Genomic DNA, 25348 nt, shown 5'->3' with positions numbered 1-25348 from the left:
AAATTGGAATTGTTATGGCTGAGAAAGTACCGAGCGCCCGACATAATTGTGATTTAAATACGATGTTTCAGTTTTTCCAAGAAGAACTGGAGCGAAACTACGGATTCGTATTCAAGTCATCTGGTAAATATCAATTCGTGACCGTATTTGATGAAAAAGTGCCTTGCCTCACCGAATCAGATAACCCTAGTAAATCAAGTAGCAACAATGTCAAACCACGAGGGATGTATTGGATCTATCCAAACATGAACCGTGATACTGGTGAATACTGGCCAGTGCTCAAAGGACACCGCTTTGGTGTAACTGACATTGAAATCTCAATTGCTTTTGCTGACCACTATAAGAACGTAATCAAGCCTCAACGAGATTCAAACCCTAACTACAAACCACCAAGCAAAGAAGATGTTGATCGCCGTGTACGTGAGTTTGAAGAAGCTCAAAAGAAGCATCTACTTCAACAAGAAAAAGAGCTCTTAGCTGCACAAATCGCTATCCGTATTGAGTGGCAACGTGCTGGTAAAGTTATTGACGATTCATTTTTTAATAATAAAACTGGAAGCATTCAGACCTTTAAACGCGACATTCGACAAATGCCGTATATGGTTGAAAAGAACCTAGAGCCATACGGCGCTAAAATCATGCGTAAAGATAACTTTACCCGTGATGAAGCCATTGAAGCAGTAAAGCGTGAACTTCCTGAATCAGCCACCAATCAACAGCTTCTCGTTGAAACAGTAGAGAATGTATTAGCGTATCAAAAGCATTTTATCAACTTTGAACCTGAGCTTGAGGGCGAAAAGAAAAAAGGCTTTGATTTACGTAAAAGCAGAGCTGTCATTCTTGCACCGTTAATTGACACCAATAACAAAGTCGTCAATTTACAGCGTATCACCCACCATCGCCAAAAAAAGCGCAACAAAGAAACCAACAAGCTTGAAGAAGTACTGCATAAGGGCAAGTACTTTTTTGATAAAGCCAAAACGAAAGATGCATTCTTGCCTGTTAGCAAAAATCCTGATGTTGGCTATGAAGTCTTTAACCCAAATGCAAAGAACTATTTGATCAAGGAGGGTTGGGCAACAGCGATCAGCGCACGTAAGGCGTTGGATGCTGGTTTAGAGCTTGGTTTATTGGGTGAGGGTTTTACTGCAGAAAACACACAAGTTTTAGCGTCATACAGTAAATCCAATATCTCAAGTGTTGCTGAGCTTATCCGCAGCATCAATCCTGAAGCCAATATATTTGTTGGTTATGATAACGATGCTGGCCAAACGCTTGAGTCTGGTTTGAATCCTGGCTTACAAGAAGCTTGTCACAACTTTTCATTAAGTGGTGTGTTAGGTGATGTGAGCAAACATGAAAATACACGTATCACCCTACCCCCAGTTTTCCAAAATAAATTATCTGTTTCTGATTGGGATGATGCTCGTCAATATTTAGGTGTTGAACGTTTAGCTGCAGAGTTGGCAAAAGAACTAAATAACGCCGTCAAACGTATAGACAACAAGATCCCTGAAGTTGCGTATGCAATTAACCGCTACAACCGTCAACGCGAAGCTTATGCAGCCAAGTTCCCTAATAAAGAATACCAACCGAATTACGGCATTGTGATTGCACAATCAGATGAAAAATATCTGGAATTGCAGAACATACGAGCTAAAAACCAAGCAAATATTGAAAATTACAACGCAAATATTGAAAAGCGTAAACAAGATCTATCAAAAGCTAACTATGATGGACCAGCTGGTACAGGTAGCACGAAATCCTATGCAAAACCAAAGTACCAACCGCCGTCATTTGATAAAGCATTTGATGATAAATCAACTCCAACCGCTACGGCACCTGTATCTTCGCCCGTCATGACTCTTGAGGGCATTAAGTCTTATATGGAGATCCTTTCTGAAATTGATGTCACCAAAGTTCAAAATGATGTTTTGAAAGTTGTAGCTACTGCAGATGGCCATCAAAAGATTAAAGCCGGTGATATTGAATTCGAGAAAATGGGTGCCAAAGAACCAACCACTAGCACAAACCCAAGTATGGATAGCATGCAAAATACCAAAGTACATATTGATGTATCCAAGGACATCAACAAAGATACAGTTAAATTGCAGAGTGTGGATCGTTCGACCATTCCCGAACAAAACCTTCAGCAAGGTATCGATCATCATAGCTACGCTAAGTCAGCTATCTTTACCGCTTTTTGGCTTCATTCAGCAGAAATGTATAAAGCTAGAAAGTTAATTCATGAAGCTGGTATTAGTAATGCCGATGTTGAGGGTTCAATTGCTGTCGCTGAAGATAAGCTCAATAAAGCTCAGGAAGAAGTTTCTAAGAAGCGGTCGTATCCTGAACTTTTTGTGATTAGTGCGTCTGATAGCGAATACCGTGCGTCAATCATGAAAGTTTTATCTGATTTAGAGGCTGCACATCCAGAGTGGCAGAATCTCAAAACATTTAGAGAAAATCTTACTGATAGGACCATTGCATTTGATCAATTGAATCTGGATACATTGAAGATCAAAAACAAAGTAGTGCATTTGATTGTCAGTAATGTGACCAATGATCAAAACTATCAAAAGGTTCAAGAAAGCCTCACCACCCTTTTAGATACATCGAACAGCTTGTCTTTGGACCGTCAACAAAAGTTCAATCTTGTGAACGGTCTAAGTAAAACATTAAACAACATGGCCAAACTGTTAGATGAACCACCAGTCTTCCAAAGACTGAACGATTTCTTTACTCGTTTTGAAAAGCGTGTAGATGATCTCGTTCTAGGTGATGGTCTAAAGCTGTATGGTATAGAACCGCAAAATTTAAACAAAACTAACGAACGTGGACAGTCGTTCGATATGTAAAAGCAGATATGAAAAAGCCCCGAATATCGGGGCTTTTTTAGTGGGTATATATCTATTTTGCTAAAGCATGGTTAATTTGATCTTCCAAACTACGTCCGTTTTTATCTAGTTTTGTCGCCATAAGAAAAATACGCTTACCCTGGCTATCTTTAGCCCACTGTCTACCAATAGCATCTTTAACTCTCGCATCATCGGCACTATCTAAGTGACTACCTTTATACTCAAGAACGAATATAGATCCATCATCCAACTCAGCAACAAAGTCTGGATAAAAATAGTCCTTACCAGTAGGCAACCAAAATGATGTTTGTGGCTGTTTCGGTATATTTCGGACCCAATATTTTACTCGAGAGTGCCATTCAAGTAGTTGAGCACATCGAAACTCTTCCGAAAGGCTACCACCTTCAGTTTTTTCTCTTAGGTCGTCAATTTGAGCATAGAAGTGTTTTTCAAACTTGTATCCACCACGATAAGGTTTCTTTACAGGATACTTGCCTGGTTCAAACTTAAATGTATTTTCAGGTTGAGGCTGATTGGCCACTTGGAATTGACTAAACAAATCGCCTTGGAAAGCCTGTTGACGCGCCAACTCAAATAACCGATCCAATTCTTTTGTGATGGCTAGGGATAGTTGGAACTGAGCACGATGTAATTGTGTAAGAGTAAAGTTTTTTACGTGAAGCAAATAACTTAACAGTTTTGTTAAATATGCTCTTAGCTGAACTTGCGTTACCCCTTGTCTACTTACTTTGCGATCAAGCCAATTAATAAGATCGGTTTCAGTAACCAGAGTCGGCATATTAGAAAATTGAGCTTGTTGATTCTGAAGTAACGCATAATTGAGTTTTTGTTCATCTATATTAAGATCAATCTCAAAACTATTGACGGTTTCTTTGATAGAAAAACCTTCAAGTTGTATAGGGAAATCTAATAGATTCCATTCTATAGAGTCTTCTATTGTTTCCTTATCTGCAATTTGCCACATACCATCCACGAACAAACCTAGTTGTGGAATTGATGCGAAAGAAGCATTCCAGTTTTCAGGTGCTTGATATGCCTGGCGTTCAGCACGAGCTTCATTAAAGACTTCCTGAACCTTTTCAAGTTGTTTAGGCGGAGTCTGATCAATTACGGCCTTTTCAATCTTATCAAAAGTTTCATTAGTCGTACCTTTATTGATAATCAAAGAGGTACCTTGGCTATTTTCTCTTGTCTGAATTGCTTGCTTAAGTTCTTCGGATAGGGTTTCTGGCTTTACTTCAAACGGGACAGAGATCATAGTTTCAGGGATCTTTTGTTTCGTTGCTGTACCATCGCCTCCAAGCCCAAGATTGTACTGAGGTTTAGCGACAATTGTTGCATCAGCCTCCCACTTCTCAAACCCCATATTTTGAATCATGCGATCTTTAAGTAACATCGTAGCTTGTGCAATAGAACTCGAAATGACATGAGCATACGCTTTATTTAACTCGTCATTTTGACGCAGTTTAGCGTATGGCATCCGTAAAACACGGCCTAATAATTGCTCAACATCAGTTGCAGAATTTATGTTTTGCAAACTTGCTAACACGTATGCAAAAGAACAATCCCAACCTTCCTTTAATGCCTCTACAGTGATTACAATCTTGACTTTGCTTTTAGGGCTAAATAGATTTTCATCTTCAAGCTCTTTGGTACCACCAGTAGAAATAGCAATCCAGTCGTTAGTAATATTTTCATATTCACTTAATAAATGTTCTTTAACAACATTTACATTAGCATCACCATTTTTATCCTGAGCTTGTATTAGCAATATTGGTCGGATATATTCCCTTTCATTTTGTGCCAGTACTTCTAGTTTCTGGCGTTGTATTAGCGCATCGCGAATACAATCTTGCCAACTACCAGTATGTTCAGTCAGAACTACAGGAAGTTTAATCATCTCTTCTGATTTTAATTCTGCTGCCGATACTGAATAAAGCACATTATTGTCTTTTGGAGTAGCTGTAAGCTCAATCAAACAACTTGGATTCAACGTTTTTAATGTAGTAAAAAACGTTTTACCACCCCGGTTCTTATGAGCTTCATCGACAATGATGATCGGTCTATGTAAATGAAAAAAGTTAACCAAGGAATGCTTTACACGGCCTATATCACGTTGCGTTAGAAATGTTTGATATTTCAAAGTATCTTCTGATACTCGATCCATGCCTTCAGTTTGGAAGTCAGTAAGGCTCGTAAAATGTTCACTTAATGATTCATCAAATGCATAAGCATTGCGTTGATAAGTCTTTTCCTTGTCGATATTGAACGCTTGAATCGTTGTCACAATCACAATGCATGATTGATTCACATCATGCTTGTTCAAAGTTTGTAGACTTTCAATGTCACATACTTTGATGCGATCGCCGTAATACCCTTGTAATGCTTTTCTATATGGATGTGTAGCATCAGATAACGCCAAAAGTGTTTGTTGGCGAATCATATCTGTTGGTACAAGCCATAGTACAATTGGAGAATCTGTATTTACGTAGTTACGCGCAGCAATCGCAATACTATGTGAAGCAAGTACGGTTTTACCCCCTCCAGTTGGTACGCGTAGACATACACTAGGAATTCCATCTAAGCGATCATTATATTTAATGTCTTCACCGACACACTTATTAAAAGCTTTTTCAGCACCTAATGAGGCAGCTAAAGTTAGGTAGTTCTCTAAAGATTGTAAAGACTGGCTTTGATAGTTTTTTAATTGAAAAGTCATGAGGAACCTTACGTATTAATTGCCATATAACGAATATGGAATCTGTTTAAACTCAATATTTAATTCATCTAATTTGGTTTTACCTAGTCGTGATGCTTCACCAATAATCACACGCTTACCTTCACTGGTATGGCAATCATTGAGGAAGTTTAATATAGAATGTGTGAGTACATTCCCACTATTAGGCCGTCTATCACCTAAAATGCCGTTATATAGTAAGAAATAAGATACGCCGTCATGAACACCTAAGAATGGACTCTCAAGGCTTACAGCACTATTGAATGCTGATTTAGTTTCGAGCCACCAAATATAACTAGCTAGGTCCATAAACTTAACATCAGAATTTAAAAATCCCTGATCATCAAAAACGGCGTTGCCTAGTTTATAAAAACTAAAACCTCCACCACCTTGCCACTCCACGGATTTAGATATGCCACCTTGCTCACCTTCAATGACTTTTTCTAAACGCGGGATAACGTGAGTTTGAGCATGATCACCCATTTCGATACCAATGTAGTGTCTTTCCATTTTGTGAGCTACAGCGGCGGTAGTCGCTGAACCTAAAAATGAATCAAGAACCATATCCCCTTTATTTGTCGCAATATAGAGTATTTTTTCCATCAATCTTTCAGGTTTTGGGCTAGAGAATGTTTCATCTTTTCCATACAAAAGTTGACTTTCTTTTTTTGCCTCATCGGTATGTCCATGATCTTCATGGTTCCACCAAGTCCAAGGCACTACACCTTTAACTTCAGATAAGTATCTAATAATATTAGGTTGTGAATCACCATTTTTACCAAAATATATTCGCCCTTCTTCTAACAATCTATCATATGTTGCTCTTGAAACACCCCAACACCTTCCCTCTGGAGGTCTGAAAGATTTACCTGATGGGCTCACAATTTCATAAAATTGCTCTGGTGTAGCATGTCCAGCTTGCGCTGTCATAGGAATACCACGCCATCTGCCTTTAGGATCATTATTTGGGTTTTTATATACTTTTGCTTGCGTTTCATTCATAGGAACTAGATTACGAACTTTTTTAAACTCCATTGAGTTTTTAGCATATACAAGCAAGTGGTCGTGAGCATCTCCAATAGCTTCACGGTTTTCTCTCGAATATCTTTTTTGCCATACGATGTTTGCTACAAAGTTTTTTCTTCCAAAGATTTCGTCACACATGACCTTTAAATAATGTGATTCGTTATCATCAAGAGTAATCCAAATAGAACCATCTTCAGTTAAAAGCTCCTTTAGTAATTGCAAACGTGGATACATCATTGTAAGCCATTGAGCGTGTTCTAATTTATCATCATAGTGCTCAAAAGCTGATTGACTGTTATACGGTGGATCAATAAAAACACATTTAACCTTACCGCCATATAAAGGTAGTAAAGATTTTAAGATTTGTAGATTATCACCCTGAATAATAAGGTTTTCTTTGGCTGTATCGGTATCACCAAATGATTTCTGGAATTTTAAAAGATGGAATGGAACTTGGCTTGCTGTTTCTTCGGCTTGGTTACGATTAACCCAATCGAGTAAAGGCATAAAAATCACAATTATAGGTTTAAATTAATAACCTATTATCAACTATTTATTTATTTTATATCTATAAGAATGATGAAAATATTTAATTTAACCCATTAAAAAACCACTAAATAGCTTAGTGGCTTGTTCTGTTTTGGTGATTAATTGGATTCCGTGGATATGACAATAGATGTCATATAAAACCTTCTTTGAACTGTCGCCCTTCCAGCGACTCTAAGTGCATTTCAAGGAAATCTATTGCCACTTCTGAGTAATTTGCGTTGGCTGAACAATTCACCAACTTTTCATCACAAAGACATTTTCCCAAATTTGCCAACTGAGTAACCAACTCATTTCGTACAGAAGCCAAGCTGAGAGCTTCAATCTGAGCTTGCAGTTCTTCACTGAAAAACTGCAGTTCCATACGATTACCACATTGTTGTTGCAGTACATATTTATTTAATACCGCTACGGCTTTAGCGGTATTTAATTCACCGTTCATCAATATTACTTATTGTGACGGTACTGGCTTGGATAAACAGGGTTTGGATCAGCCCATAAACCAAGGCGTTGAGAACGTGCGTTGCTTTCAGCACTCAAAATAATTTTATCTTTGAGATATTCACGATAAGCCCATGCATAGCCATCTTTAACTTGCTTATAGTTAACACTATTCACGATGTTTAAGTTAGGCACTTGGTTTGTACGCATCTGAAAAATGGTACCAAGAGTACGACCGTAGCGGTCCTTACTATTTTCTTGCACATACACAATCGTTTCATGCAAGAAACTGATGTTCTGACGCGATTTCTGACCAAAAGCTTGACTCTTTTCTGGTGCATCAATCTGGTTGAAGCGAACACGGATCTGCTCATTGTTGTTGTTTAAAACGGTGATAGTGTCGCCGTCAGAAATACGTACAACTTTGCCAACAAAATCGGCTTGAGCTGCAGTAGCAACAACAGACATGGATAAGGTTAAAGCTAAACTTTTTAAAGTTGTATTAAGGTTCATTTTGAATCCTTAGTGGGTAAAGAATAGGTAAATTATATCGCATTACATAACTGGAATTTTTTTCTTAAAAAATATATTTAGCTGATTAGTTAGGATTTATCCCCTTTCTCTCAAGCCAGTTTTTCCATTGAAGTGCATACGCAACTAAACCAGGTTGTTTCGCCGTGCCATTGCGATATATCGCATTAAAAGATGGCGTCCATGAATGGTAAGCAGCTGCTCTAACCCAAAAATCGGTTGACGGTTTTGTGGCTAATCGATTTCGCAAGATCTTGGCTGCAAGTCGCGCATTCAGACATCCATCAGTACGCACATAATGGCTGTTATAACTTTCAAACATACCGCCACGTTTAAAGTGTATGGTATTGATTTGGAATTGCCCCATATCCAATGAAAGGTTTTTGTTTTGCACTGTTTGTCCATTGGTACCACGCTCTTTGCTATGTATACCCAATAAAACATACAGCGGAACACCTTCTGACCGCGCAGCATGAATAACACAACTCAAAGTAGCGACTCTACCCGGTACGGTTTGATCGTAAGATGCACTCGCTTGATTGTATTGCGTAGTTGGATAGGTATAAGTAACAGGACGGATATTCTGGCGAACGGGTTGTTGTTGTGGTGCTGGTGCTTGCTGGCCACTAGGTTGTGGTCCATTTTGTGCAACTGCCGTGCGCTCAGTGCTAGTCGAAGTTTCTTCAGTTTTTTTCGGTGTGTACTTCACGCCCAAGTAACGACTCGTAAAGCCTCTTTGCTTTGCTGGCGCCGTTTCTTGCTGAGTGTTGGTCATGACCTGAAATGGTCGATATGGTGTACTTGATCCATTAGAATTGACATGGTTTGCATATGAACCTAGAGCCTCAGAACTTTGAGGCAATTGAGCATAAGCAACGCTTGATCCTAATAGAGTCGCAAATAGCGTTGGTTTTAACAGCATATTAATCAGCACCTTTATCGTTGTTGTTGAAATTGTCGATTAGGTGCTGTTTACGGTCAGCTAACTTATTCAGTGTTTCAACTGGCAATGGGTTTTTGCCGTCATACCACGATAAGCTATATTTTTTTGGCGCATAGCGGAACCATGCCAAGAATGGCGAATTCGGTAAGAATAAAAGACCAGTACGGACTTGCCATGCACGATAAGCTGAATTGATGCTAACCATGTATAGATAAAACACCAATAATACACCTGGTACAACAAGCATTGGATATAGCGCTTTAAAGAACATATAAACTACGTACAAGCCTGTAAACATAGATAATGCTAAATACAAATAAGAAGAAAACTGATGGTTTTTAATAAGCTTGTCTATTTCATCATTACTCATTGAAGCTAAACGTTCTTGCCCTCTTGGGTAGTGAGTATTAGCAATGAGTTTTTTCAGTTGTTTAAAATTGTTAGGTGCGACAATTTCATATTCACATAAAGGGTGTGCACATACCCAATTCACGTTGCCTTTATAAGAACGTGGAATCCTGTTGTCATGCATTAAAATCGATTTACCGCATTCGGGGCATGTTGGCGACAGCATTGATCTAATATTAGATAAATGCGGTAAAAACCCTTTTCTAGCTGAACTCCAGTGGCTTTTACGCCCGAAATCAAAAAAGACTCGCTTTAAAATACCTGATTTACGGGGTTGATTAGCTTCAATTGCCTGTTTAATGGCAGCTTCATCTAAAACCTCATTGGTAATATTTACCTTTTGTGTAGCACTATCAGAACTATTTTTATCTGAAGACATACTTTTACCTACGGACTTTTATTATGTAGAATACGTTATTATATTAAAGGATTTTCAACGTGTCTAAAACCCTTTTTAACTTCGCAACGGTTATTTTAATTTCCACCCTTTTAAGTGCCTGTAATAACTCTAATACTCCAAATGAACAAGATCCATTAAAAGGTCAAGAAAAGAAGTTTTTAGACGAATCCGCAACGAGTGAATCAAAAGAACTTGTGTTTTATGACTTGGTAGATCCTAAGAAAAAAGACCAACCTATAAAGGCTGAAGAAGCAAGTACTTCCGAGCCTGAAGCCCAAGAACAACAACCTGAAAAGGCCTTATCTCCTGAGATTCTTGAAGCGATTCGTGAAAATACAGAACGACAAGAAAAAAAGGAAAATGCACTCAGAACAATAGCTGAAGCTAAGCGTATTGAAGAATTATTAGTAGGTAAAGATCGCAGTAGTGATGATGGTTATACCTATAACAGTGATGAATAATTGATATATCAATGGTTTTAACCAATACAAACTTATTATTTTAAGTTAAAATGATTTTAAATTTTTTGGTATATACGGTTATGTTTAACAGTGCTTTTAAGAAACATAAAATAAAAATATGTTTTGGCTTGCCAATCATAATTGTGGTTTCGATCTTAATATTCAAAATCTACTCCTACCCCTTTAAGCCAAGACTCTTAAGCCCCGATTGGATTGAAAGTCGCTACAATGGTTGGGAAGTTGAACATCATGACTTATGGATTGCTACAATTGTGGATGTTGTTGGTCCAAAAACAGTAAAAATTAGAAATCAAAATGGAGAAGAAAAAATTATGGATCTTCTCTATATAAATGCTTTGCAATCTTCGGAAAAAATGAAAAACCTCTATATCAATAGCTTGTCCGGTTATGTTGGCCAACAGCTATTTGTAAAAGGAGATCCAGACAAAGCGCGGTTTAATGGCGTCTTGATCGATGGTAACGGTGAAAATATCAATCTAAACCTAACTTATGTACCAGGTGCGGTATTGGATATGTCATCAACTGCATACATTCATGACCGAGAAAAGCAATTAGTTCCTTATTTCGCGAATATCAATTCAGAAAATAGAACGTTTTAAGTTATAAATTAAGGGATATTAGAAAGGCCAAGCTATGCCAGCACCATTATGTTTCCTCACACTGGAATTTACCGCCAAAGTCAAGAATCCAGTTGATGTGCCTGACATTATTAAGTCGTCTATTTTGACGCGTATTAAAAAGTGCCGCACATCATCAATAGAACAGGCTCAGTATCTTTATAATGCTGAAGAGAGCTACTGGAAGCCAAAAAAACAAGTCACTGAAGAAGCAACTCAATATCATGGCATCACCAATGAAGATTTATTAACGCAAGACTCAATCAATGGTCTAAAGATTAAAAACTATGTTGTGTATTGGGCAAACGTTTATACATTTAGAATTTTGCAAAAAAGCAAAGTGAAGTTTTTTAATCACCGCTTTATCTTTTTAAACAACTTAATCAACGTGATTGGTGAAGATGGTTCCCTACCCATGACAGAATGGGCACGTTTAGCCAGTGCAGCTTCGGGAAATAATGAATTTCCAGAAGAGATACTGACTAACACTAACAATAAGGTCATCTGTTTGACCGTTATATTTGATTATATTTCTGAAAAATTAACATCACTTTATGGTTTGGATCTTAATAAGCATTACGATCTGGTTGCTGCAGTACAATACAACAGTGCTATCAAAGCTAAGAGTCAAAAATCATTAAAGGTTCATAAGCTTATGCGTGATGATTTTAATGAGTTTAAATTGCTTTTAGACAAAGGCATGGAGATTAAGAGAATTAAAAAGGAATATTTTATAAATAATAACTATCACCCTTAAACCTAAAAGCCACTTTCTTAAAAGTGGCTTTTTTACGTTAAACATAAAATAAACTATCACTAAAACCCTTTTTTAAAATATAATACTTTTAATTTCTATTTTAACTGGTGATACATTGTGAGTTTAATTAAGAAGCAAAAAGACATTCTATCTCACGACCCTCTTGTTTCAATTTTTAGTAACAATGACCTTTTAACAATCTCAGTTGATACGGATTCTGAAGATTTGAATCGTCAACCTAAAAATATAAAAATCCCGAATGCCGATCTTAAAGAGTTAACAATACAAATCAGTGGTTTTGATACTTTAGAAAACAATGATGTTGGTCGTTATTTCACTTGTTCTGGTACCGTAGAGCTCGTTAATACACTAGGTAATGGTGAAGAAAAACGTTTTGTATTAGCAGAGCCAAAAATCAAGGTAAACGTGGCTAAAAAAGGTCATTTACCGCAAACAGAACAAATTAAACAATTGGTTCGTAATGCGTGGATGGATGCATTTAGTGATGGTTGCCAAAACATTAACCAACCTTACCACTATGAAGATGAAACTTGGTTTGAACGCTTCAAAGGTAGCGTTATTGGTAAGTTTGTACTGATCGTACTTGCCACTTTCTTCGCTGCTTTCATTGGTTTGGCTATTTTTGGTTATGTTGCTGGTAAAAAACAACAGGACCCAACATTAGAAATTGCGAATCAAATTGCTCAAGATCCTGAAGCATTAAAGCAATTGCTGAATCAATATGATCAACAAAATAACCAAGCTGGTGCACCTACTCCACAAGCTTCACCAGAACAAGCAGCTGAGCAAGAAAGACAGCAAGAAATTAGCTCATTCGGTTTAGATGCTGGATCTAGCGAATAACGCTGATTAAGCAATAAAAAAGCACCTTAGTCGTAAATACTTTGGTGCTTTTTTTGTGCCTAAATTTATTATGCAAATTTAAAAAGAATCCAAATGATTACGAGATGTACTGGATAGAACCAGTACGCCCACTTCCCCACTGGCGGTAATTCAAAAGGTATATTCATGTGCTGTCCTTTCAGTAGGAATTGTGCACCAATATACGTTGCAATGGCGCTACTGACAGCAAATGAGAATGCCAAAGAATATGTAGTCATATCCGTATAGTAGCCACCAATCAACCAGTTGAAAATGTTGGCCAATGAAGTGAGCAAGACGCTGATCATTAAAAAGTATTTCTTAGAACGAACGTTGGTTGTTTTAAAGAATAAATACAGGAATACAATTAATAAAACGCCCCACACGCTATACATAATAAAATTAGATAGCAATGTGGTCACGACTAACAGAGAGACAAACTGCAGCGTTGCATATTTATGTTTAGATTCCCCCAATACAACAAGCAAAAATCCTAAAAGCAACGTAGGCATGACGTTCAGTGTTGTAAATGGCTCTTGGTTGAATAGTTGATACGGTACTTCTGATAGCACACAAAACAACGCCAAATTTTTAAAATAGTTTTTTAATGTATGGGTTTTCTTTTTAGAAATAGCTTGGTTCAAATTGAATGCAAGCATGATACAAAAAATAGGAAAAGCCCAACGGCCAATCGTCCTCAACAACAGATTATATTGAGGAAATAATATTGATGCGTGGTCAATAACCATGGTCACAATCGCGATCCACTTCAATAGATCCAAGGCTCTATTGCGATCTCGCACGGCGCTTTGGCTAATTACAGCTTCTTGTAGATGAACCATGTGTTATTTTTCGCTAAAGGGTTTGTATAAGCATCACTACGCTGTTTTCGGGTGTTGTTACGATTATCTAAGATCTCAATGCTATTCCAACCTTCGGGATAACCGAGCACCAGGCCTGAGTTATAAAATCTCGTGCGATGACGCTCTTCATCGCCGGCATAAAACAAGTACGCACGAATATCGTTATACGGTCGATGCCCGACCAATACGTTATCTTCATCACGATCAAAGTACTCATAAATTAAATCCGTATATTCACGATTGAAGTATCCACACTTCTCAAACAGATCTGCACTTGAACGAAAAGTAATAGATTCCTTGGCCAGTGTTTTATTTAAAATCATGCGAGTGACATTACGAGCAAACACGGGCAAATTAAAATGCACAGGCAAATGAATTTCATTTATTTCGGACAAATCAATAGGATCACCAAAAGGATTAGAAAGTTCTAATGCTTTTTGATAAAAGTCCATCCATTGTGCAAGATATTCATCAACAAACTTTTTCTCACCATAATAAATTGGTAATCCATCAACCGTTAAAAGGTTTTGTGGAGGAAAAATATTGTTTCTTAAATCTAAGATGCTTTGTTTTAATTTTGCGATTTCGATTGGATCACTAATCATAACAACTCACTCGAATTAGAGTATTAAAATAATTATATAGGGTTTTAAATAATTGGATATAAGTTTTTAGCTCAGTAAATAAGCATTTTTGTTGTGTGGCGAATTAGAATTGATAAAAAATTTAAAAGAATATTTATTCTAGGAATTATTGATACAATGTATCTAATTTCTTACGAATTAGTATATACAATTGGGATTACTATGCTTACCCCTGATCGAATAGACAAACAAGTTAATTTGGCTGGAATTGACAAGTCGTGGACCAATTTATTAAATCACTTGGACATTGATAGTCATCCTGAATACAACATCAATAAAACTCAGCCATGGTACTTGGCTAATTTTGTAGATTACCTACGCCTACTCAACTTTAAGTTTGATGAATTAAATCTAAGAGAGATTCGTGCAGTTGATTATGACTTGGTAGATTGGTCATTTCTTAAATCTAATCGCCTAAATGGTGCTGAGGTGTTTAAGGACCTAACCATTTATCTGCAGAAACCCAATTTTGTTACGCAATATCCTAAATGTGTAGCCATCAATGCTGATGTTCGCGATCGTAAGCTTGCAGAGGTCATTTATGATTACTACAGACGCTTCTTACCGTTTTTCTATTCATTCATTAAATTAATCAGATCAACGCAGCGCTTATCTCTAGAACGTAAATTACCCGTGATTGATAACTTTATGTCTAATTTTGGAGATCTTAGTACTGGTGAGTTTTATTCAAATATTCCATTTGATGATGCAGAGCTCAAAAGGATTTTGAAAAATGGCTTTGAAAAATATAGAGAGCATAAATCAGAACAGCGGTTTAGCCGTGCCATCGCAGAGCTAACATCGATGTTTAAAGCTTTGTCTGAATACTTAAAGATTGTGTCTACGGTTAACTACGTGGATCTAGACCTTATTCACTTCTTACACAATGCATTTTTGGGTAAAAACTTTAATGTTTATTCAGATCTATTCGCTATGGATAAAGAACCTAATTTGTTGGTCAATTTAAGTTGGACATACACAAAAGCATTTCAATATTCATAAATAGCACCATGGTCGTTTATGTGCATCGGCTATATCAAAAGGAAGAAGAATATAACGATCTTTTAACGAAAGGGCCTGGCCATACCGAAGTTTTGTAGCAGAAGGAAGATCTGTACTGGTTTTGCCCGTGGCAAAGCCCAACCAAAAGACGTAATTTCCATCGCACAATAAACCTAAATTATCCTTTTCAAGCGCCACATACTTGATATAAGGATCATCTATTTGTGAGATCGAGGGGATATATTGATAGTCCACCTTTCATACTATATGTTTGCGAACGTGGTGCACGGCGATCGGTTGATCTATGGACCGTGCGTTATCCCATACTACCTGAGCTTGCTCTAAAGTATATACGTGCGCTTGATCAACTAAAACCAGGCCACCCAATATTTGAGCCGACATTATCTCTAAAACAAGCTAGGTAAAGTTCAGTCATAAAGTTTCTCTTAAGCTACTTTCTTATTCAGTATGTGTTCGGCTAAGCGCTTGATACCGCCACCGTCCGTAATTAAATGTTCAAATAATTCGCCATTCGGGTTTTTAACTCCTTCCAACTGGCCTTTTTTGATGCCTAAGACATCAGAAATAATTGGATCTGAACCCGAATCAGCCAACAAGTAATATGCCGAGATCTGTTTGATTTGACCGTCACGGTCTAAGCGACCAATACATTGATCATGAACACCAGGCGACCAATCCAACTCACCAAACACAAATGTTTTGCATTTTGAGTGGTACTGCAAGCCATCAAGCCCGGCAGATGAACGTAATGAACTAATGAAGACTTTGCTTTCATCATTCAAGAATGCTTGTTTAGAACGTTCCTTAGCTGCAGGTCCTTCCGTACCTGTATACATAACAGGATTGAATTCAGCCAAGCGTTCTAGCCAAATGTTGTACACATCTCGATGCCAACCATAAAGCATGACTGATTCACCAGACTCAACAAGCATACGCACGAACTCAGCGACATACGGCGCTTTGGCGATACCTGTTGCTTGGCGCATCATAATATTGAATTCTTCTGTCGCACGAAGCTTTTGCCCTTGGAATTCCTGAGTAGAGCTTAAAATTACTTTTGCCAGTTCCATTGCCTTGCCCTTAATTTGATCCAGTACTTTAGGATCGCTTTCGACATATTGAGGGATGATTTGTACTGGCGGTAACTCTCGATTTACATCTGCTCGAGTACGGCGCAACATTAGACCTTCATCACGTAAAAACATCCCAAACGCTTTAGGATCATTAATACGTTTTTCTTGTGAACACCACTCACGAGCGAATTCAGTAGCGGTACCTAAGCTATCTGGACGCAATATTTCAATGATGTTGTAGAATTCATCACCGTAGTTATAAATCGGTGTAGCTGATAGACCGAGGCGTAATTCAGCTTGGTCACTAATGAGTTTAGCAGCGGAATACTTTTGCGATGTATAGCCAGTCCGTAACTCTTGGATCTCGTCAAACACTACGTACTTAATCTTTCCGGCAAGATATTCAGCCCAACCGTTCAACTTTGAATAACTGGTGATAATGACATCGGGTGCTGCTTCACCCTCTTTGTGCAATGGATAAGGCGATGCTTTCTTTAGGATGTGACATTTTAGGTGCGGAGCAAAGCGTTCAATTTCATTCTTAATTTGCATTGGAAGATGTGTCATTGTCACAAAAAGCGCCGGGAGCGATTCAGGTAGAATCATCGGACATATTCCACTCGCTGTTTTGCCAAGGCCCAAATCATCCCCCAAGAGCAAACCTTTAACATTAAGTAGTAGATCTGCAGCTGCTCTTTGATACTCATATGGAGGCACAGCAAGATCAAATGTTTTGATCGGACGTTTATAGTCCATCACATCCAAAATATCTTCTTTTAGCGACACATAAGCCTTAGATTGCGCTTTCATGTATTTAAGATCATCAACACGCATTGGATAACGTTCAATAAACCAAAGTAGGTCGTGACAATTAGACGGCGTATCGCTTAACTCAATAAATTTTGATGCATGTTGGCTGACTTTTGGGAATACACGCTTAAGTCGTGTTTTAACATGTGGTTCACATTCAATGTGCCAGTTTTTTTCTTGACGAGAAATGGTGCCGTAAGATTTATACATTAGAAGACCCCCACTAAAATACGATGGCGGTAAATAAATTTATTGTTCAGTTGGATTGGAATGTTATTCACCCAATACGGTGTACCAACCACATAGAGCGCTTTTATGCTGTCATGGCTTAAATAACGATTGATCTGACGCAATAATGCGTTACGTGCACCATCTATTTTTAATTCAACACCCACCTTGCCGACATCAAGCTCAACAGTAAAATCAATGATGTCTTTATTTGATAGACGAACCTCACGTTCATACGGAATCTCATTGGCAATAAACATTTGCTCAATCGCGAGTTGTAAGTCTTTTTCGTTATAAAAACGGTATTTGTGTGAAGAAAACAGAATTCCAAGCTCTTCAATCGTTTTCATTCTGCATCCCCTTGGTCAGCTTTAGCAGCCTTTTTGTTTTTCTTCACCTGGCTTTTATCAATGGATTTTGACGGTACCAGTTCAACTTCACATTCAGTACACGACAATCTAAAAGTAGGACTACACGTTGCACCACGGCCACACTCAGGACACGCAAAAGATGCCCTAGTCTGTTTCTTAGGCTCAGGCTCTTCAAAATTGGCTGAACCAAGCTCTTGATAGAGTGTTTCACCGATCATAGTTTCTTTGAGTACAAAAAACTCGTTATCATCGCCGTTTGGTTGTTCACCCTTATAAAGTTTAACAACCTTAGGTTCTGGTATTGGTTGGTCGTCATCATCTAGCGGATCTTCATCAAAAGCCGTTGGATAATAACCGCCAAGGTTTGCAGCGGTATTTGATATGTCGATTAGTCCGATCGCTACATCAAAGGGATTCATTGTAGTGGGAGTCGGTTCCTCTTCTTCATCACTTGTTGGGATGGCATATCCAGTGAGGGTATCTGGTGCTTTTGACGGTTCGGCAACTGGCTTCTCTTTTTTAGGTGATTTCAAAGCTGAATTGATTTCATTGCCAAGTAAGGCAATATGAAATAGCTTTGGAGAAGCAGTCGGAATGGACTCCAACAACTGCACTTGCTCTTGAATCATTTCAAGACTGGAAATCGTTTTGGGTGCGTACTTGTCATACCATTTGATGATACGCCCTTCATCGACAAGCTCATTGCACACTTGAATAAACAAGCCATCAGGTACAACGATTTCGGTCATCTTCTCGCCTGTCGTGCGACCTTCTTTTGTGCCGTCATCAGTCATAATCAAACCGATCTCAAGCATAAATGTCGCAAACTCAGCATTGTGATATGAGCGTTTAGATGGCTCACCAAAAATGCTTTGTTTCATATGACACATCTCATGTGCATAGCATTTAAAAATGTTAAGCAATGGTTGGGTGCCAAAGTAATCAGGGTTAAGGGCCAGTTCGTGCGTATACGCCGTATCATCTTCTGTCGAAGCAAATCTATTCTCAGACCAATAACCGGTATTTTTGTTGATACGTTGAAGCGTAATCAAACAATCTGGTAATTCATTTTTGAATAGCCTTTCATTGAAACGGTCATACACCAACTGCAGTTCTTTATAAAACTGCAACGTAGTTCTATTCTTTATGTTCATTTTTCAGTCGTCCAAACAGGATCAAACTAGGTGTGGATTGTACAAAACAACGCTTAAAGTTTACGCACAGCTTAAAATACAGTCAATAGTTTAAAATAATCAGCAAAGCATATATTTTTTTAATAAAAAATTACAACACAAAAAATAAGTATCATTAAAGTGTAGGTTTAATAAATTGTGGTTGGTTTTCATAATATGAGTGTTACGCTTTACTTCCACACAAAACTGGTGTTCCTATATCAATTTTGAGGGTTTTAAGTATATTATAAGCCACTTTTGTTAAATGCACATAGAAGTTACTTTTAGCGTTTATAAATGCTGAATAATACCCTTATTGTCAATAAGGCGCTATTTAAAGGCAATGGTTCTTAATAATGCTGTTTATAGAAAACTGGATATCGAAATGAGTCTGAATAACATAAAACTAACAGCCAATTGTTTTGCCCTTACACATCCTGAAAATGAAAAGAACTTGTTCAAGTACATTTTTAGAGAAATGTTTAAACGAAATAAGGTCGAGACATTCTGTTCCGCAAAAGTCATATTTTTTACAGATGGCAAGCACATCTATTTAAGAACGTGCGTATCGGACGTCAAAATCCCAATGGCCAAAGAATACATTGAAATTTCGCACGGTCAGCAAATCACTGGAAAAATCATGGTTCCTCTTAACCGTGAATGTAGCTTTAACCGCCAAGAAATTGAAGAATACATTTCGGTCCACGGCGAAAAACCCAAAGGCAATTCAGGTAAGAAGCGTAAAAATCTAACTGGAGATGAAGCAGCCGAATTCACCAAAAACGCTCTTAGTAGCAAAGGTCTATTGGATGTCACTATAATTGAGCAACAATGTGGACCACAGCTCAGCATTTTGAATATTCCAGTCCAGACCATAGATATTTCATTTAGTGCGACTGTTGGGGATTTAGAGATATTTAAAACAGCATGGCTCAATGGTATTGGTCGTGATAAAACCTACGGCTTTGGAATGATCCGCTTAGATGGTACTTTGTTTACACCGCCTTGTAATAATAGTGCTCACGCCTAATCGAAAGGACTTTTAAAGTCCTTTTTTAAACGAAATTTTTCAGATATTGATCTGATGTAGATCCTGGTTGCTCAACATGAGAAATAAAGATTTAGATCCAAAGATAGGAATACCACTTAAAGTCATCACAGCGCGATTAGAACATGTGAAGTTTAACCTCAATGGCTTAATGAAACGTGTAGAAGCTTATGCGATCGCACGACAAAACAGTAAAGATCCGCACGAATGCCTAATCAGTGGTGATGAATGGACATATGCTGCACTAGATTGTCGAGATCCTATCTGGCGTGAACGAATGAAACGCACCAGTACCATTATGGGTGTTCAAGCCACTGGCCAAGAAATCCCACTCTCATTTATCAATCAGCTACCTTGCAACATTGGTGAAATCATTACCCTTGGCTCATGGAGCCTAACCAAAAATATTTATCGGTTTGAAGATCAAGTCATTCAAATGCTTGTAAAGACCGAATACAACCGCAGTATCCCCGGTTTCCTATTAAACCTACCTGATATTGCGATCTACGTTCAAACCGACAATGCCAATCTCTACGTGCAAAATGAACAAGTGGTCGGTGTTATTTTTGCGAAAAACACGTTGAACGATCGCAAGGTGCTATTTACCACGGTATATACCGATACTGGCTTAGCAAAAACCATTACCATGCACTTCCCTGATGATGATGATTTTGAATCAACTGTTGAGGACTGCATGACCGATTTCATTGATACGTTTTTTGATGAAAAGAACTTGCCTGATGAACAAGAAATTAACACGTTCATGGAACTGCAGAAGAAGCTAATCAATTTGATTCTATGGTTCAGCCAAAAAGAACCAGATCTCAGACCATTAACACCAGAAACAACACAAGCCAGGCCTAAATTAGAGCTGATTAAGCGTGAATTGCGTTTATTTGAGGCCAATAAGTACAAGCCGACTATTGTTGGTACCGAAACAAATAAAAAGATCAATGAAGCGATCCTAAAGCGCGATGAAGATCTAAAGTCTGGCAACTACAAAGGTACCAAAAAACCACATCCACGGATTCCTCACTGGAACTTTTACTGGTTGGGCAAACGTGGTACCAAAGAAAAATGGGTTAACCATTGGATACCATTTCAGATTGTTGGCGGTGTGCCTAAAGAAAAAGCCACCTAAAAATAGAAAGAGCCCTAAGGCTCTTTTTTTTGGGTTGGTCAAACAAGAATTTCTTTTTCGTTTTTATCTAGATTCATGCTTAAACCTCTTAATAAGCTCACTCGATAATAACAATAGTTTTGCTTAGATAGTATTTTTCCAAAAGAAATTATTAGCAGATTTTATATATTTTTTAAGAAAAGTTTTTGAGCGCTTTTATTTATTAAAATTAAATTATTAAGCAAGGAGTTATAAAGCATGGCCAAATCAATAGACCAGTTATGGGGTGAATTACAGCAGATTCAATTTGATGAATCTAATTCCCTACCATGCGAATTCCATATCTGGAATAAAGGTGCATATCGCTATCAGATCCTAGATTGGTTTGAAGCAAATTCTGAAAATGGCGTATTAAGCTTGCAAGGCAAAACCTATACAACATTATGGGAAGAGTTTGGCAACACCCCGATAAACAATGATGATGAAATCGAAGAAGACTTTCATCTATGGGGCAAAGGTACAGACCGCTTCATTATCTGGCACTGGTTTGATGATCAATTAGAACACGGTGTAATTAGCTTAATTGAGAAAGGAGTTGCGTAATGGGATTATTTAGTTGCCCTCACTGTAATAGTGATATTGATACTAACGATAAAAAGTCTGGCCATCAGGTGAATGATGTAATTCAAGAAACCTTTTGTTCTGTTGACTGCAGTATTGAATATCTGGTGCATAACTCACAAATGATTGCAGTAGATCAATACGGAAGTTTGCCATTAAGCAATGAAAACCTGAATGAATTCATTGAAGCATTTTCTAATGAGGGTGTTGAAGATGATGTGTTAGAACACATCAAAGCTGAACTTTGTTAAGTAGTCGCGCACCTGCTCTAAACAACACTGACAATGGCATTTAAAAAAAGGGCTTAAATCAATTAAGCCCTTTTAATATTTATACGATAAGAAAACTTTCTAATGTTTTTCCAGATTCAATCTCACGATTTAACCAGGATGGACGTTTACCACGACCGGCCCACACTTCTTTGTGGTTATTCGGGTTGCGATATTTAGGATCTGCTTTAACCACTGGCTTTTTATTTAATTTACGATTTTCGCCGTGCTCATTTAATTCAAGAATAGTTAAGCCTAATTCTTTTGCGATCTCAAACATTTTGAGATAACCGTCATCAAGTTTCTTATTCTCTACTACAACAATTTGGTTTTGTGCCTTTTTAATTAGGTCTTCTAACTGGTCTTTACTTAGGTTTTCAACTTCCATAACTAATCTCGAAAATTTGGATATATCAAATATACACCAGTGCGTTTTGTTTACAACCGCATACGGTAGTTTTAATTGATTAAAATATTCAACTTATTCCATGGCTATTCTAATTTTTAAGCATAAGTTATTCCCACTTTAAATCCATTAATCTAAAAATACATTCAACCTGTTAGGTAAATTAATATGCACAAGTATCTCATGATGAATCTTGCGATTAACGAAACATCAGCACTACCAATTGGTATCCGTATTTGTGATTTTAATATCGGCTTATATGCCTCTAAGAAAATTTCAGAAGTGCCAGCTTTAATGGCATTGGTTAATTACACCCTGTTTAAGTATTCAAGCTATGAGAGTGAAGAACTTGAAGACATTAAAACCTTATTAGAAGAACATGATTTTAAAACTCGCTATGACTCTTGGGAAATCAGCGGTGATTCTTTTTACGTTTTGGGTTTTAAAGAAATTACAAAAGACGAGTTTGAATTATTGCAAAAACTTGACCTGTTGACCGTGGTAGACGAATACAACTACCACCATAAACTTTTGTCGAATCATGGTGAGCATAATTTTGACGAATATTTCAAAAACTTTAACGAGTCTAAAGAGCAAGAAATCTTGAAGCAGTTTAAAGACATTGCATTCAACCTAAAAAGTGATGCCCCTTTAAACTCGACATTTGCTCAAGACGTTATAGAGTTGCTGACTACCTACAAGTTTGGTACAGCTTTAGAACCTATCGACAGCACTCACAGCGATACAAGAAATCGTTCCTACTTTAGCCATACGCTTGAGGGTGACTTCGCATCTGGAGCTATTCAGGTCATTATTTCAAATTACAAAGAAACTGGCGTCAAAAACCCTTATTCAGTGATTGAGCCTTTAAATCTTGAAATTATGCTTGAAGATGAACAATGTTTTGATGATGAATATGCAAGTCTCGTTGTTGAATGCGAGTATGTGTTTAATCTTATTAAGACCGACTTATACACCAACACTTTTGAATAAACCAAGCCTTTAAGAGAGAAATCTCTTAAAGTTGCGCTTAAAAACGTAAACGATGTTTTTTTAATTGATTAAAAAAGGTTTTGAATTTTTAGCGCTGCAATGGCGCTCGTCATTATTAATTCTTTCTGGATGCTTAAATAAGTATTTTTTAAAAAAACTTTATCCGTTCATATTCTTAATATAATGAAACCTAATCAAGCAAATAGCTTAAAACTTGGAGAAAGCTCATGAATTTAAACCGTAATTTTTGCCCGATCGATTTTAACGAAGTTTACGGCAGTACTGACAATTTACCTTTGTTTTTGGTTAAAGCGTCACGCCAGGATTCTAACGATGACGAGCATAGTGAGTATTTCTTCATTCGAGCACCTCATGAGCACCGTTTAGCTTTCTTCCTTGCCCACATGTTCAAATCACATGTGGATAATGCCCTTTTGACCTTGGAAAACTTGGCTGAAGAAAATTATCAAAATATCCCTGAATTGGAAGAGTTGATGTCTTCATATGGTGTGATTGATGGCGTTGGCGTGGATACACTTTTTGATTTCCGCGCTAAGGAACTCACAGTTGATAAAGCGCTGGAGCTAGTCGAATTCATTGAAATTAACCCACTCAATACTGATATTGTGGGCTCACTATTCTTGGAGGCACTTTAATGAATAGTAGCTTTATCTTAATTAATGAAGCTATGTCGCCTATTCGTAAGAATACGGCGCTTTTGGAAACCCTGTTATCTATGATCAGTACTGCAGATCAAGACCACGGCGACCAAAGCCCAAGCTTCCACATTAATATCCATGCTGGCATTGAATTGCCTGATCATGAAATTGCATATACCACTTTAAAAGGTTTTGCAGAGCTGACCGAAGATCATAATCTTTGTATCTATATGAATCCTGAGCTGTCAGAAAATGGCTTTATGTTGCTATCCACTCAAAACGTGGTACCTGATTGCTATGACAATTCTATCTTTGTAGATCTGTCGAATCAGTTATGCAATTTCTTCAATCAAGAAGTACAGCAGTTAAACGATCAAGCGCAAAAGGCGTTAAAGCTGTTGTTACAGCATAAAATCAATGGAACAGCGATTCGCACGTTCAACCCTGAACAATTGCAGATCTTACAGAAAATCGCTGCATTAGATAGCTTCATGCTCGATGACCAGCGCGATTGGTTTTACTTTTCCGAAGTAGCCATTGATAACGCCTATAAAGACATGAAAAAAGGTTTAGAACTGTTGGTTCTCAATGAAGATATTAAGGATGCACTTAAACAGCTACTTGATGCAAACAACATGGAGTTTTGTGATTTACCAATACTCGTGGTTTTGTATCCCCTACTGGTTAAGTCTGAAGAAAATAACAAACTGGTACAGGCTTGCTTAAGTCATCTCATTGGCAACAACTTAATCAATGAGCCGTTTATTGCTGGTGTACAACTTGAAGCTGGTGCATTTAATAGCGAAATGAACACCTATACTTTATTGCCACACATGAAAGCAGTAAAAGAATTGCTGATAGATATTGAAGCAGATCTCACAAAAGTTTAACCGTTTTACCTGAGCTCATTGCTCAAAACCTTGGGGTTGTTATGGATACTATTGTTCGCGTTAAATCAGTTGGTGTTTTAGGTCTATCATCTAAAATCACGACATTTGTAATCGACATCGAGCTTGATGGCGGTAAATTAAAAATTGAAGATCAATTGCTTCATTTTAAGAATACTTTACGTACAAGCTATCGAGAATATGATGAAAGTTTAGCGATCGTAACCAATAAGGCTATACTTTCCAATTTAGACAATGCAGTAAAACCAAACGAATTGCATGCTTTAGTTGATGATTATATCGACTCAGTTTGGGTAACAGATGCCAATAAAAACACCACTAAACAGCGCCGTGCGTCACTTGGTTTGCACAATCCAACGATAAAAGACAAAGGTGTTTTGAAAGAAGCCCTTTTAAGTGAAGTGAAGTTAGCCTACAAAAACTATATCAATCAGAACGTAGAAGCCTGATCAGATCGGAAGTATGTTGCGACCAGCATACTTCTTTTTTTT

At 37.6% G+C, this 25348-nt stretch carries 27 protein-coding genes; 14 read left to right on the top strand and 13 right to left on the bottom strand.

What is annotated here, in order from left to right; genetic code table 11:
- The first annotated feature begins 14 nt into the window (after window positions 1–14).
- Window positions 15–2858, top strand: coding sequence for a hypothetical protein (locus FTV09_RS02700; RefSeq protein WP_005028493.1), 2844 nt, complete (start codon window positions 15–17; stop codon window positions 2856–2858).
- A gap of 52 nt (window positions 2859–2910) precedes the next feature.
- On the opposite strand, the gene FTV09_RS02695 is transcribed toward FTV09_RS02700, so the two are convergent.
- The 6 genes from FTV09_RS02695 to FTV09_RS02670 form a co-directional block, all read right to left on the bottom strand.
- Window positions 2911–5598 carry a DEAD/DEAH box helicase gene (locus FTV09_RS02695; RefSeq protein WP_180056646.1) on the bottom strand — a complete coding sequence of 896 codons (2688 nt, stop codon included), beginning with the start codon at window positions 5596–5598 and terminating at the stop codon, window positions 2911–2913.
- 15 nt (window positions 5599–5613) lie between these two features.
- Window positions 5614–7149, bottom strand: coding sequence for a site-specific DNA-methyltransferase (locus FTV09_RS02690; RefSeq protein WP_024160885.1), 1536 nt, complete (start codon window positions 7147–7149; stop codon window positions 5614–5616).
- A 172-nt stretch (window positions 7150–7321) separates the two neighbouring features.
- Window positions 7322–7630 carry a hypothetical protein gene (locus tag FTV09_RS02685; protein WP_024160884.1) on the bottom strand — a complete coding sequence of 103 codons (309 nt, stop codon included), beginning with the start codon at window positions 7628–7630 and terminating at the stop codon, window positions 7322–7324.
- A 5-nt stretch (window positions 7631–7635) separates the two neighbouring features.
- Window positions 7636–8142, bottom strand: a complete 507-nt coding sequence (locus FTV09_RS02680) for a thermonuclease family protein (protein ID WP_005006141.1) — start codon at window positions 8140–8142, stop codon at window positions 7636–7638.
- An 85-nt stretch (window positions 8143–8227) separates the two neighbouring features.
- Window positions 8228–9082 (bottom strand): transglycosylase SLT domain-containing protein, encoded by an 855-nt coding sequence (locus FTV09_RS02675; protein WP_024160883.1) that lies wholly within the window; start codon window positions 9080–9082, stop codon window positions 8228–8230.
- Window position 9083: 1 nt separating this feature from the next.
- On the bottom strand, window positions 9084–9890 hold the full coding sequence (locus tag FTV09_RS02670; protein WP_024160730.1) for a hypothetical protein: 807 nt from the start codon (window positions 9888–9890) through the stop codon (window positions 9084–9086).
- A 59-nt stretch (window positions 9891–9949) separates the two neighbouring features.
- Here FTV09_RS02670 and FTV09_RS02665 point away from each other — a divergent pair, with 59 nt between their 5' ends.
- The 4 genes from FTV09_RS02665 to FTV09_RS02650 all read left to right on the top strand — a co-directional run bounded on the left by FTV09_RS02665 (window position 9950) and on the right by FTV09_RS02650 (window position 12631).
- Window positions 9950–10372 (top strand): hypothetical protein, encoded by a 423-nt coding sequence (locus FTV09_RS02665; RefSeq protein ID WP_159123867.1) that lies wholly within the window; start codon window positions 9950–9952, stop codon window positions 10370–10372.
- A gap of 80 nt (window positions 10373–10452) precedes the next feature.
- Complete coding sequence (locus FTV09_RS02660; RefSeq protein ID WP_024160732.1) at window positions 10453–10992, top strand: hypothetical protein; 540 nt, start codon at window positions 10453–10455, stop codon at window positions 10990–10992.
- A 34-nt stretch (window positions 10993–11026) separates the two neighbouring features.
- Window positions 11027–11767 (top strand): hypothetical protein, encoded by a 741-nt coding sequence (locus FTV09_RS02655; RefSeq protein ID WP_024160882.1) that lies wholly within the window; start codon window positions 11027–11029, stop codon window positions 11765–11767.
- Window positions 11768–11884: 117 nt separating this feature from the next.
- A complete protein-coding gene (locus FTV09_RS02650) occupies window positions 11885–12631 on the top strand; it encodes a hypothetical protein (protein WP_024160881.1) in 747 nt (248 codons plus the stop codon).
- A gap of 68 nt (window positions 12632–12699) precedes the next feature.
- Here FTV09_RS02650 and FTV09_RS02645 read toward each other — a convergent pair whose 3' ends face one another.
- A complete protein-coding gene (locus tag FTV09_RS02645; RefSeq protein WP_024160880.1) occupies window positions 12700–13491 on the bottom strand; it encodes a TraX family protein in 792 nt (263 codons plus the stop codon).
- Window positions 13467–14117 (bottom strand): hypothetical protein, encoded by a 651-nt coding sequence (locus FTV09_RS02640; protein ID WP_024160879.1) that lies wholly within the window; start codon window positions 14115–14117, stop codon window positions 13467–13469. The genes FTV09_RS02645 and FTV09_RS02640 overlap by 25 nt, the downstream gene beginning before the upstream one ends.
- Before the next feature lie 201 nt (window positions 14118–14318).
- On the opposite strand from FTV09_RS02640, the gene FTV09_RS02635 reads away from it, so the two are divergent.
- Window positions 14319–15158 carry a hypothetical protein gene (locus tag FTV09_RS02635; RefSeq protein WP_227504986.1) on the top strand — a complete coding sequence of 280 codons (840 nt, stop codon included), beginning with the start codon at window positions 14319–14321 and terminating at the stop codon, window positions 15156–15158.
- On the opposite strand, the gene FTV09_RS02630 is transcribed toward FTV09_RS02635, so the two are convergent.
- The 4 genes from FTV09_RS02630 to FTV09_RS02615 all read right to left on the bottom strand — a co-directional run bounded on the left by FTV09_RS02630 (window position 15153) and on the right by FTV09_RS02615 (window position 18815).
- Window positions 15153–15413, bottom strand: coding sequence for a hypothetical protein (locus FTV09_RS02630; protein WP_024160877.1), 261 nt, complete (start codon window positions 15411–15413; stop codon window positions 15153–15155). The genes FTV09_RS02635 and FTV09_RS02630 overlap by 6 nt on opposite strands.
- Window positions 15414–15604: 191 nt before the next feature.
- Complete coding sequence (locus tag FTV09_RS02625) at window positions 15605–17272, bottom strand: DEAD/DEAH box helicase (protein WP_005006110.1); 1668 nt, start codon at window positions 17270–17272, stop codon at window positions 15605–15607.
- Entirely contained in the window at window positions 17272–17640 is a 369-nt protein-coding gene (locus FTV09_RS02620; RefSeq protein WP_005006108.1) for a hypothetical protein, read from the bottom strand. Before FTV09_RS02620 ends, FTV09_RS02625 begins: the two co-directional genes overlap by 1 nt.
- Window positions 17637–18815, bottom strand: a complete 1179-nt coding sequence (locus tag FTV09_RS02615; protein WP_077169170.1) for a SprT-like domain-containing protein — start codon at window positions 18813–18815, stop codon at window positions 17637–17639. Before FTV09_RS02615 ends, FTV09_RS02620 begins: the two co-directional genes overlap by 4 nt.
- 403 nt (window positions 18816–19218) lie before the next feature.
- On the opposite strand from FTV09_RS02615, the gene FTV09_RS02610 reads away from it, so the two are divergent.
- From FTV09_RS02610 to FTV09_RS02595, 4 genes are all read left to right on the top strand, one after another.
- On the top strand, window positions 19219–19863 hold the full coding sequence (locus tag FTV09_RS02610; RefSeq protein WP_207778890.1) for a type I-E CRISPR-associated protein Cas6/Cse3/CasE: 645 nt from the start codon (window positions 19219–19221) through the stop codon (window positions 19861–19863).
- Window positions 19864–19939: 76 nt separating this feature from the next.
- Window positions 19940–21022, top strand: coding sequence for a hypothetical protein (locus FTV09_RS02605; protein ID WP_159123865.1), 1083 nt, complete (start codon window positions 19940–19942; stop codon window positions 21020–21022).
- 237 nt (window positions 21023–21259) lie between these two features.
- On the top strand, window positions 21260–21604 hold the full coding sequence (locus tag FTV09_RS02600) for a hypothetical protein (RefSeq protein WP_024160742.1): 345 nt from the start codon (window positions 21260–21262) through the stop codon (window positions 21602–21604).
- The gene (locus tag FTV09_RS02595) at window positions 21604–21873 is read left to right on the top strand and encodes a hypothetical protein (RefSeq protein ID WP_024160743.1); all 270 of its coding nucleotides are present in this window, start codon (window positions 21604–21606) and stop codon (window positions 21871–21873) included. Before FTV09_RS02600 ends, FTV09_RS02595 begins: the two co-directional genes overlap by 1 nt.
- A gap of 79 nt (window positions 21874–21952) precedes the next feature.
- Here the strand turns inward: FTV09_RS02595 and FTV09_RS02590 are convergent, their stop codons facing one another.
- Window positions 21953–22279, bottom strand: a complete 327-nt coding sequence (locus FTV09_RS02590) for an H-NS family nucleoid-associated regulatory protein (RefSeq protein WP_024160744.1) — start codon at window positions 22277–22279, stop codon at window positions 21953–21955.
- A 186-nt stretch (window positions 22280–22465) separates the two neighbouring features.
- Between FTV09_RS02590 and FTV09_RS02585 the strand changes: the two genes are divergently transcribed.
- From FTV09_RS02585 to FTV09_RS02570, 4 genes are all read left to right on the top strand, one after another.
- Complete coding sequence (locus FTV09_RS02585) at window positions 22466–23290, top strand: hypothetical protein (RefSeq protein WP_024160745.1); 825 nt, start codon at window positions 22466–22468, stop codon at window positions 23288–23290.
- Between the two features lie 227 nt (window positions 23291–23517).
- On the top strand, window positions 23518–23946 hold the full coding sequence (locus tag FTV09_RS02580) for a hypothetical protein (RefSeq protein ID WP_024160914.1): 429 nt from the start codon (window positions 23518–23520) through the stop codon (window positions 23944–23946).
- Window positions 23946–24839 (top strand): hypothetical protein, encoded by an 894-nt coding sequence (locus tag FTV09_RS02575; protein WP_024160915.1) that lies wholly within the window; start codon window positions 23946–23948, stop codon window positions 24837–24839. Before FTV09_RS02580 ends, FTV09_RS02575 begins: the two co-directional genes overlap by 1 nt.
- Window positions 24840–24880: 41 nt before the next feature.
- Window positions 24881–25306: a hypothetical protein gene (locus FTV09_RS02570; protein ID WP_047471664.1), complete on the top strand. Its 426-nt coding sequence runs from the start codon at window positions 24881–24883 to the stop codon at window positions 25304–25306.
- The last annotated feature ends 42 nt before the right edge of the window (window positions 25307–25348 follow it).

It is taken from the genome of Acinetobacter sp. YH12227, assembly GCF_013417785.1.
Taxonomy (GTDB): domain Bacteria; phylum Pseudomonadota; class Gammaproteobacteria; order Pseudomonadales; family Moraxellaceae; genus Acinetobacter; species Acinetobacter gandensis.
The sequence above is the reverse complement of the archived record's forward strand: the minus strand, read 5'-3'. Positions and strand labels throughout refer to the sequence as shown.

Excerpts from the sequence above, each read along its gene's own strand:
- FTV09_RS02700 (WP_005028493.1), top strand. The coding sequence starts at position 15 with ATGGCTGAGAAAGTACCGAGCGCCCGACATAATTGTGATTTAAATACG.
- FTV09_RS02695 (WP_180056646.1), bottom strand. The coding sequence starts at position 5,598 with ATGACTTTTCAATTAAAAAACTATCAAAGCCAGTCTTTACAATCTTTA.
- FTV09_RS02690 (WP_024160885.1), bottom strand. The coding sequence starts at position 7,149 with ATGCCTTTACTCGATTGGGTTAATCGTAACCAAGCCGAAGAAACAGCA.
- FTV09_RS02685 (WP_024160884.1), bottom strand. The coding sequence starts at position 7,630 with ATGAACGGTGAATTAAATACCGCTAAAGCCGTAGCGGTATTAAATAAA.
- FTV09_RS02680 (WP_005006141.1), bottom strand. The coding sequence starts at position 8,142 with ATGAACCTTAATACAACTTTAAAAAGTTTAGCTTTAACCTTATCCATG.
- FTV09_RS02675 (WP_024160883.1), bottom strand. The coding sequence starts at position 9,082 with ATGCTGTTAAAACCAACGCTATTTGCGACTCTATTAGGATCAAGCGTT.
- FTV09_RS02670 (WP_024160730.1), bottom strand. The coding sequence starts at position 9,890 with ATGTCTTCAGATAAAAATAGTTCTGATAGTGCTACACAAAAGGTAAAT.
- FTV09_RS02660 (WP_024160732.1), top strand. The coding sequence starts at position 10,453 with ATGTTTAACAGTGCTTTTAAGAAACATAAAATAAAAATATGTTTTGGC.
- FTV09_RS02655 (WP_024160882.1), top strand. The coding sequence starts at position 11,027 with ATGCCAGCACCATTATGTTTCCTCACACTGGAATTTACCGCCAAAGTC.
- FTV09_RS02645 (WP_024160880.1), bottom strand. The coding sequence starts at position 13,491 with ATGGTTCATCTACAAGAAGCTGTAATTAGCCAAAGCGCCGTGCGAGAT.
- FTV09_RS02640 (WP_024160879.1), bottom strand. The coding sequence starts at position 14,117 with ATGATTAGTGATCCAATCGAAATCGCAAAATTAAAACAAAGCATCTTA.
- FTV09_RS02635 (WP_227504986.1), top strand. The coding sequence starts at position 14,319 with ATGCTTACCCCTGATCGAATAGACAAACAAGTTAATTTGGCTGGAATT.
- FTV09_RS02625 (WP_005006110.1), bottom strand. The coding sequence starts at position 17,272 with ATGTATAAATCTTACGGCACCATTTCTCGTCAAGAAAAAAACTGGCAC.
- FTV09_RS02620 (WP_005006108.1), bottom strand. The coding sequence starts at position 17,640 with ATGAAAACGATTGAAGAGCTTGGAATTCTGTTTTCTTCACACAAATAC.
- FTV09_RS02615 (WP_077169170.1), bottom strand. The coding sequence starts at position 18,815 with ATGAACATAAAGAATAGAACTACGTTGCAGTTTTATAAAGAACTGCAG.
- FTV09_RS02610 (WP_207778890.1), top strand. The coding sequence starts at position 19,219 with ATGAGTCTGAATAACATAAAACTAACAGCCAATTGTTTTGCCCTTACA.
- FTV09_RS02605 (WP_159123865.1), top strand. The coding sequence starts at position 19,940 with ATGAGAAATAAAGATTTAGATCCAAAGATAGGAATACCACTTAAAGTC.
- FTV09_RS02600 (WP_024160742.1), top strand. The coding sequence starts at position 21,260 with ATGGCCAAATCAATAGACCAGTTATGGGGTGAATTACAGCAGATTCAA.
- FTV09_RS02595 (WP_024160743.1), top strand. The coding sequence starts at position 21,604 with ATGGGATTATTTAGTTGCCCTCACTGTAATAGTGATATTGATACTAAC.
- FTV09_RS02590 (WP_024160744.1), bottom strand. The coding sequence starts at position 22,279 with ATGGAAGTTGAAAACCTAAGTAAAGACCAGTTAGAAGACCTAATTAAA.
- FTV09_RS02585 (WP_024160745.1), top strand. The coding sequence starts at position 22,466 with ATGCACAAGTATCTCATGATGAATCTTGCGATTAACGAAACATCAGCA.
- FTV09_RS02580 (WP_024160914.1), top strand. The coding sequence starts at position 23,518 with ATGAATTTAAACCGTAATTTTTGCCCGATCGATTTTAACGAAGTTTAC.
- FTV09_RS02575 (WP_024160915.1), top strand. The coding sequence starts at position 23,946 with ATGAATAGTAGCTTTATCTTAATTAATGAAGCTATGTCGCCTATTCGT.
- FTV09_RS02570 (WP_047471664.1), top strand. The coding sequence starts at position 24,881 with ATGGATACTATTGTTCGCGTTAAATCAGTTGGTGTTTTAGGTCTATCA.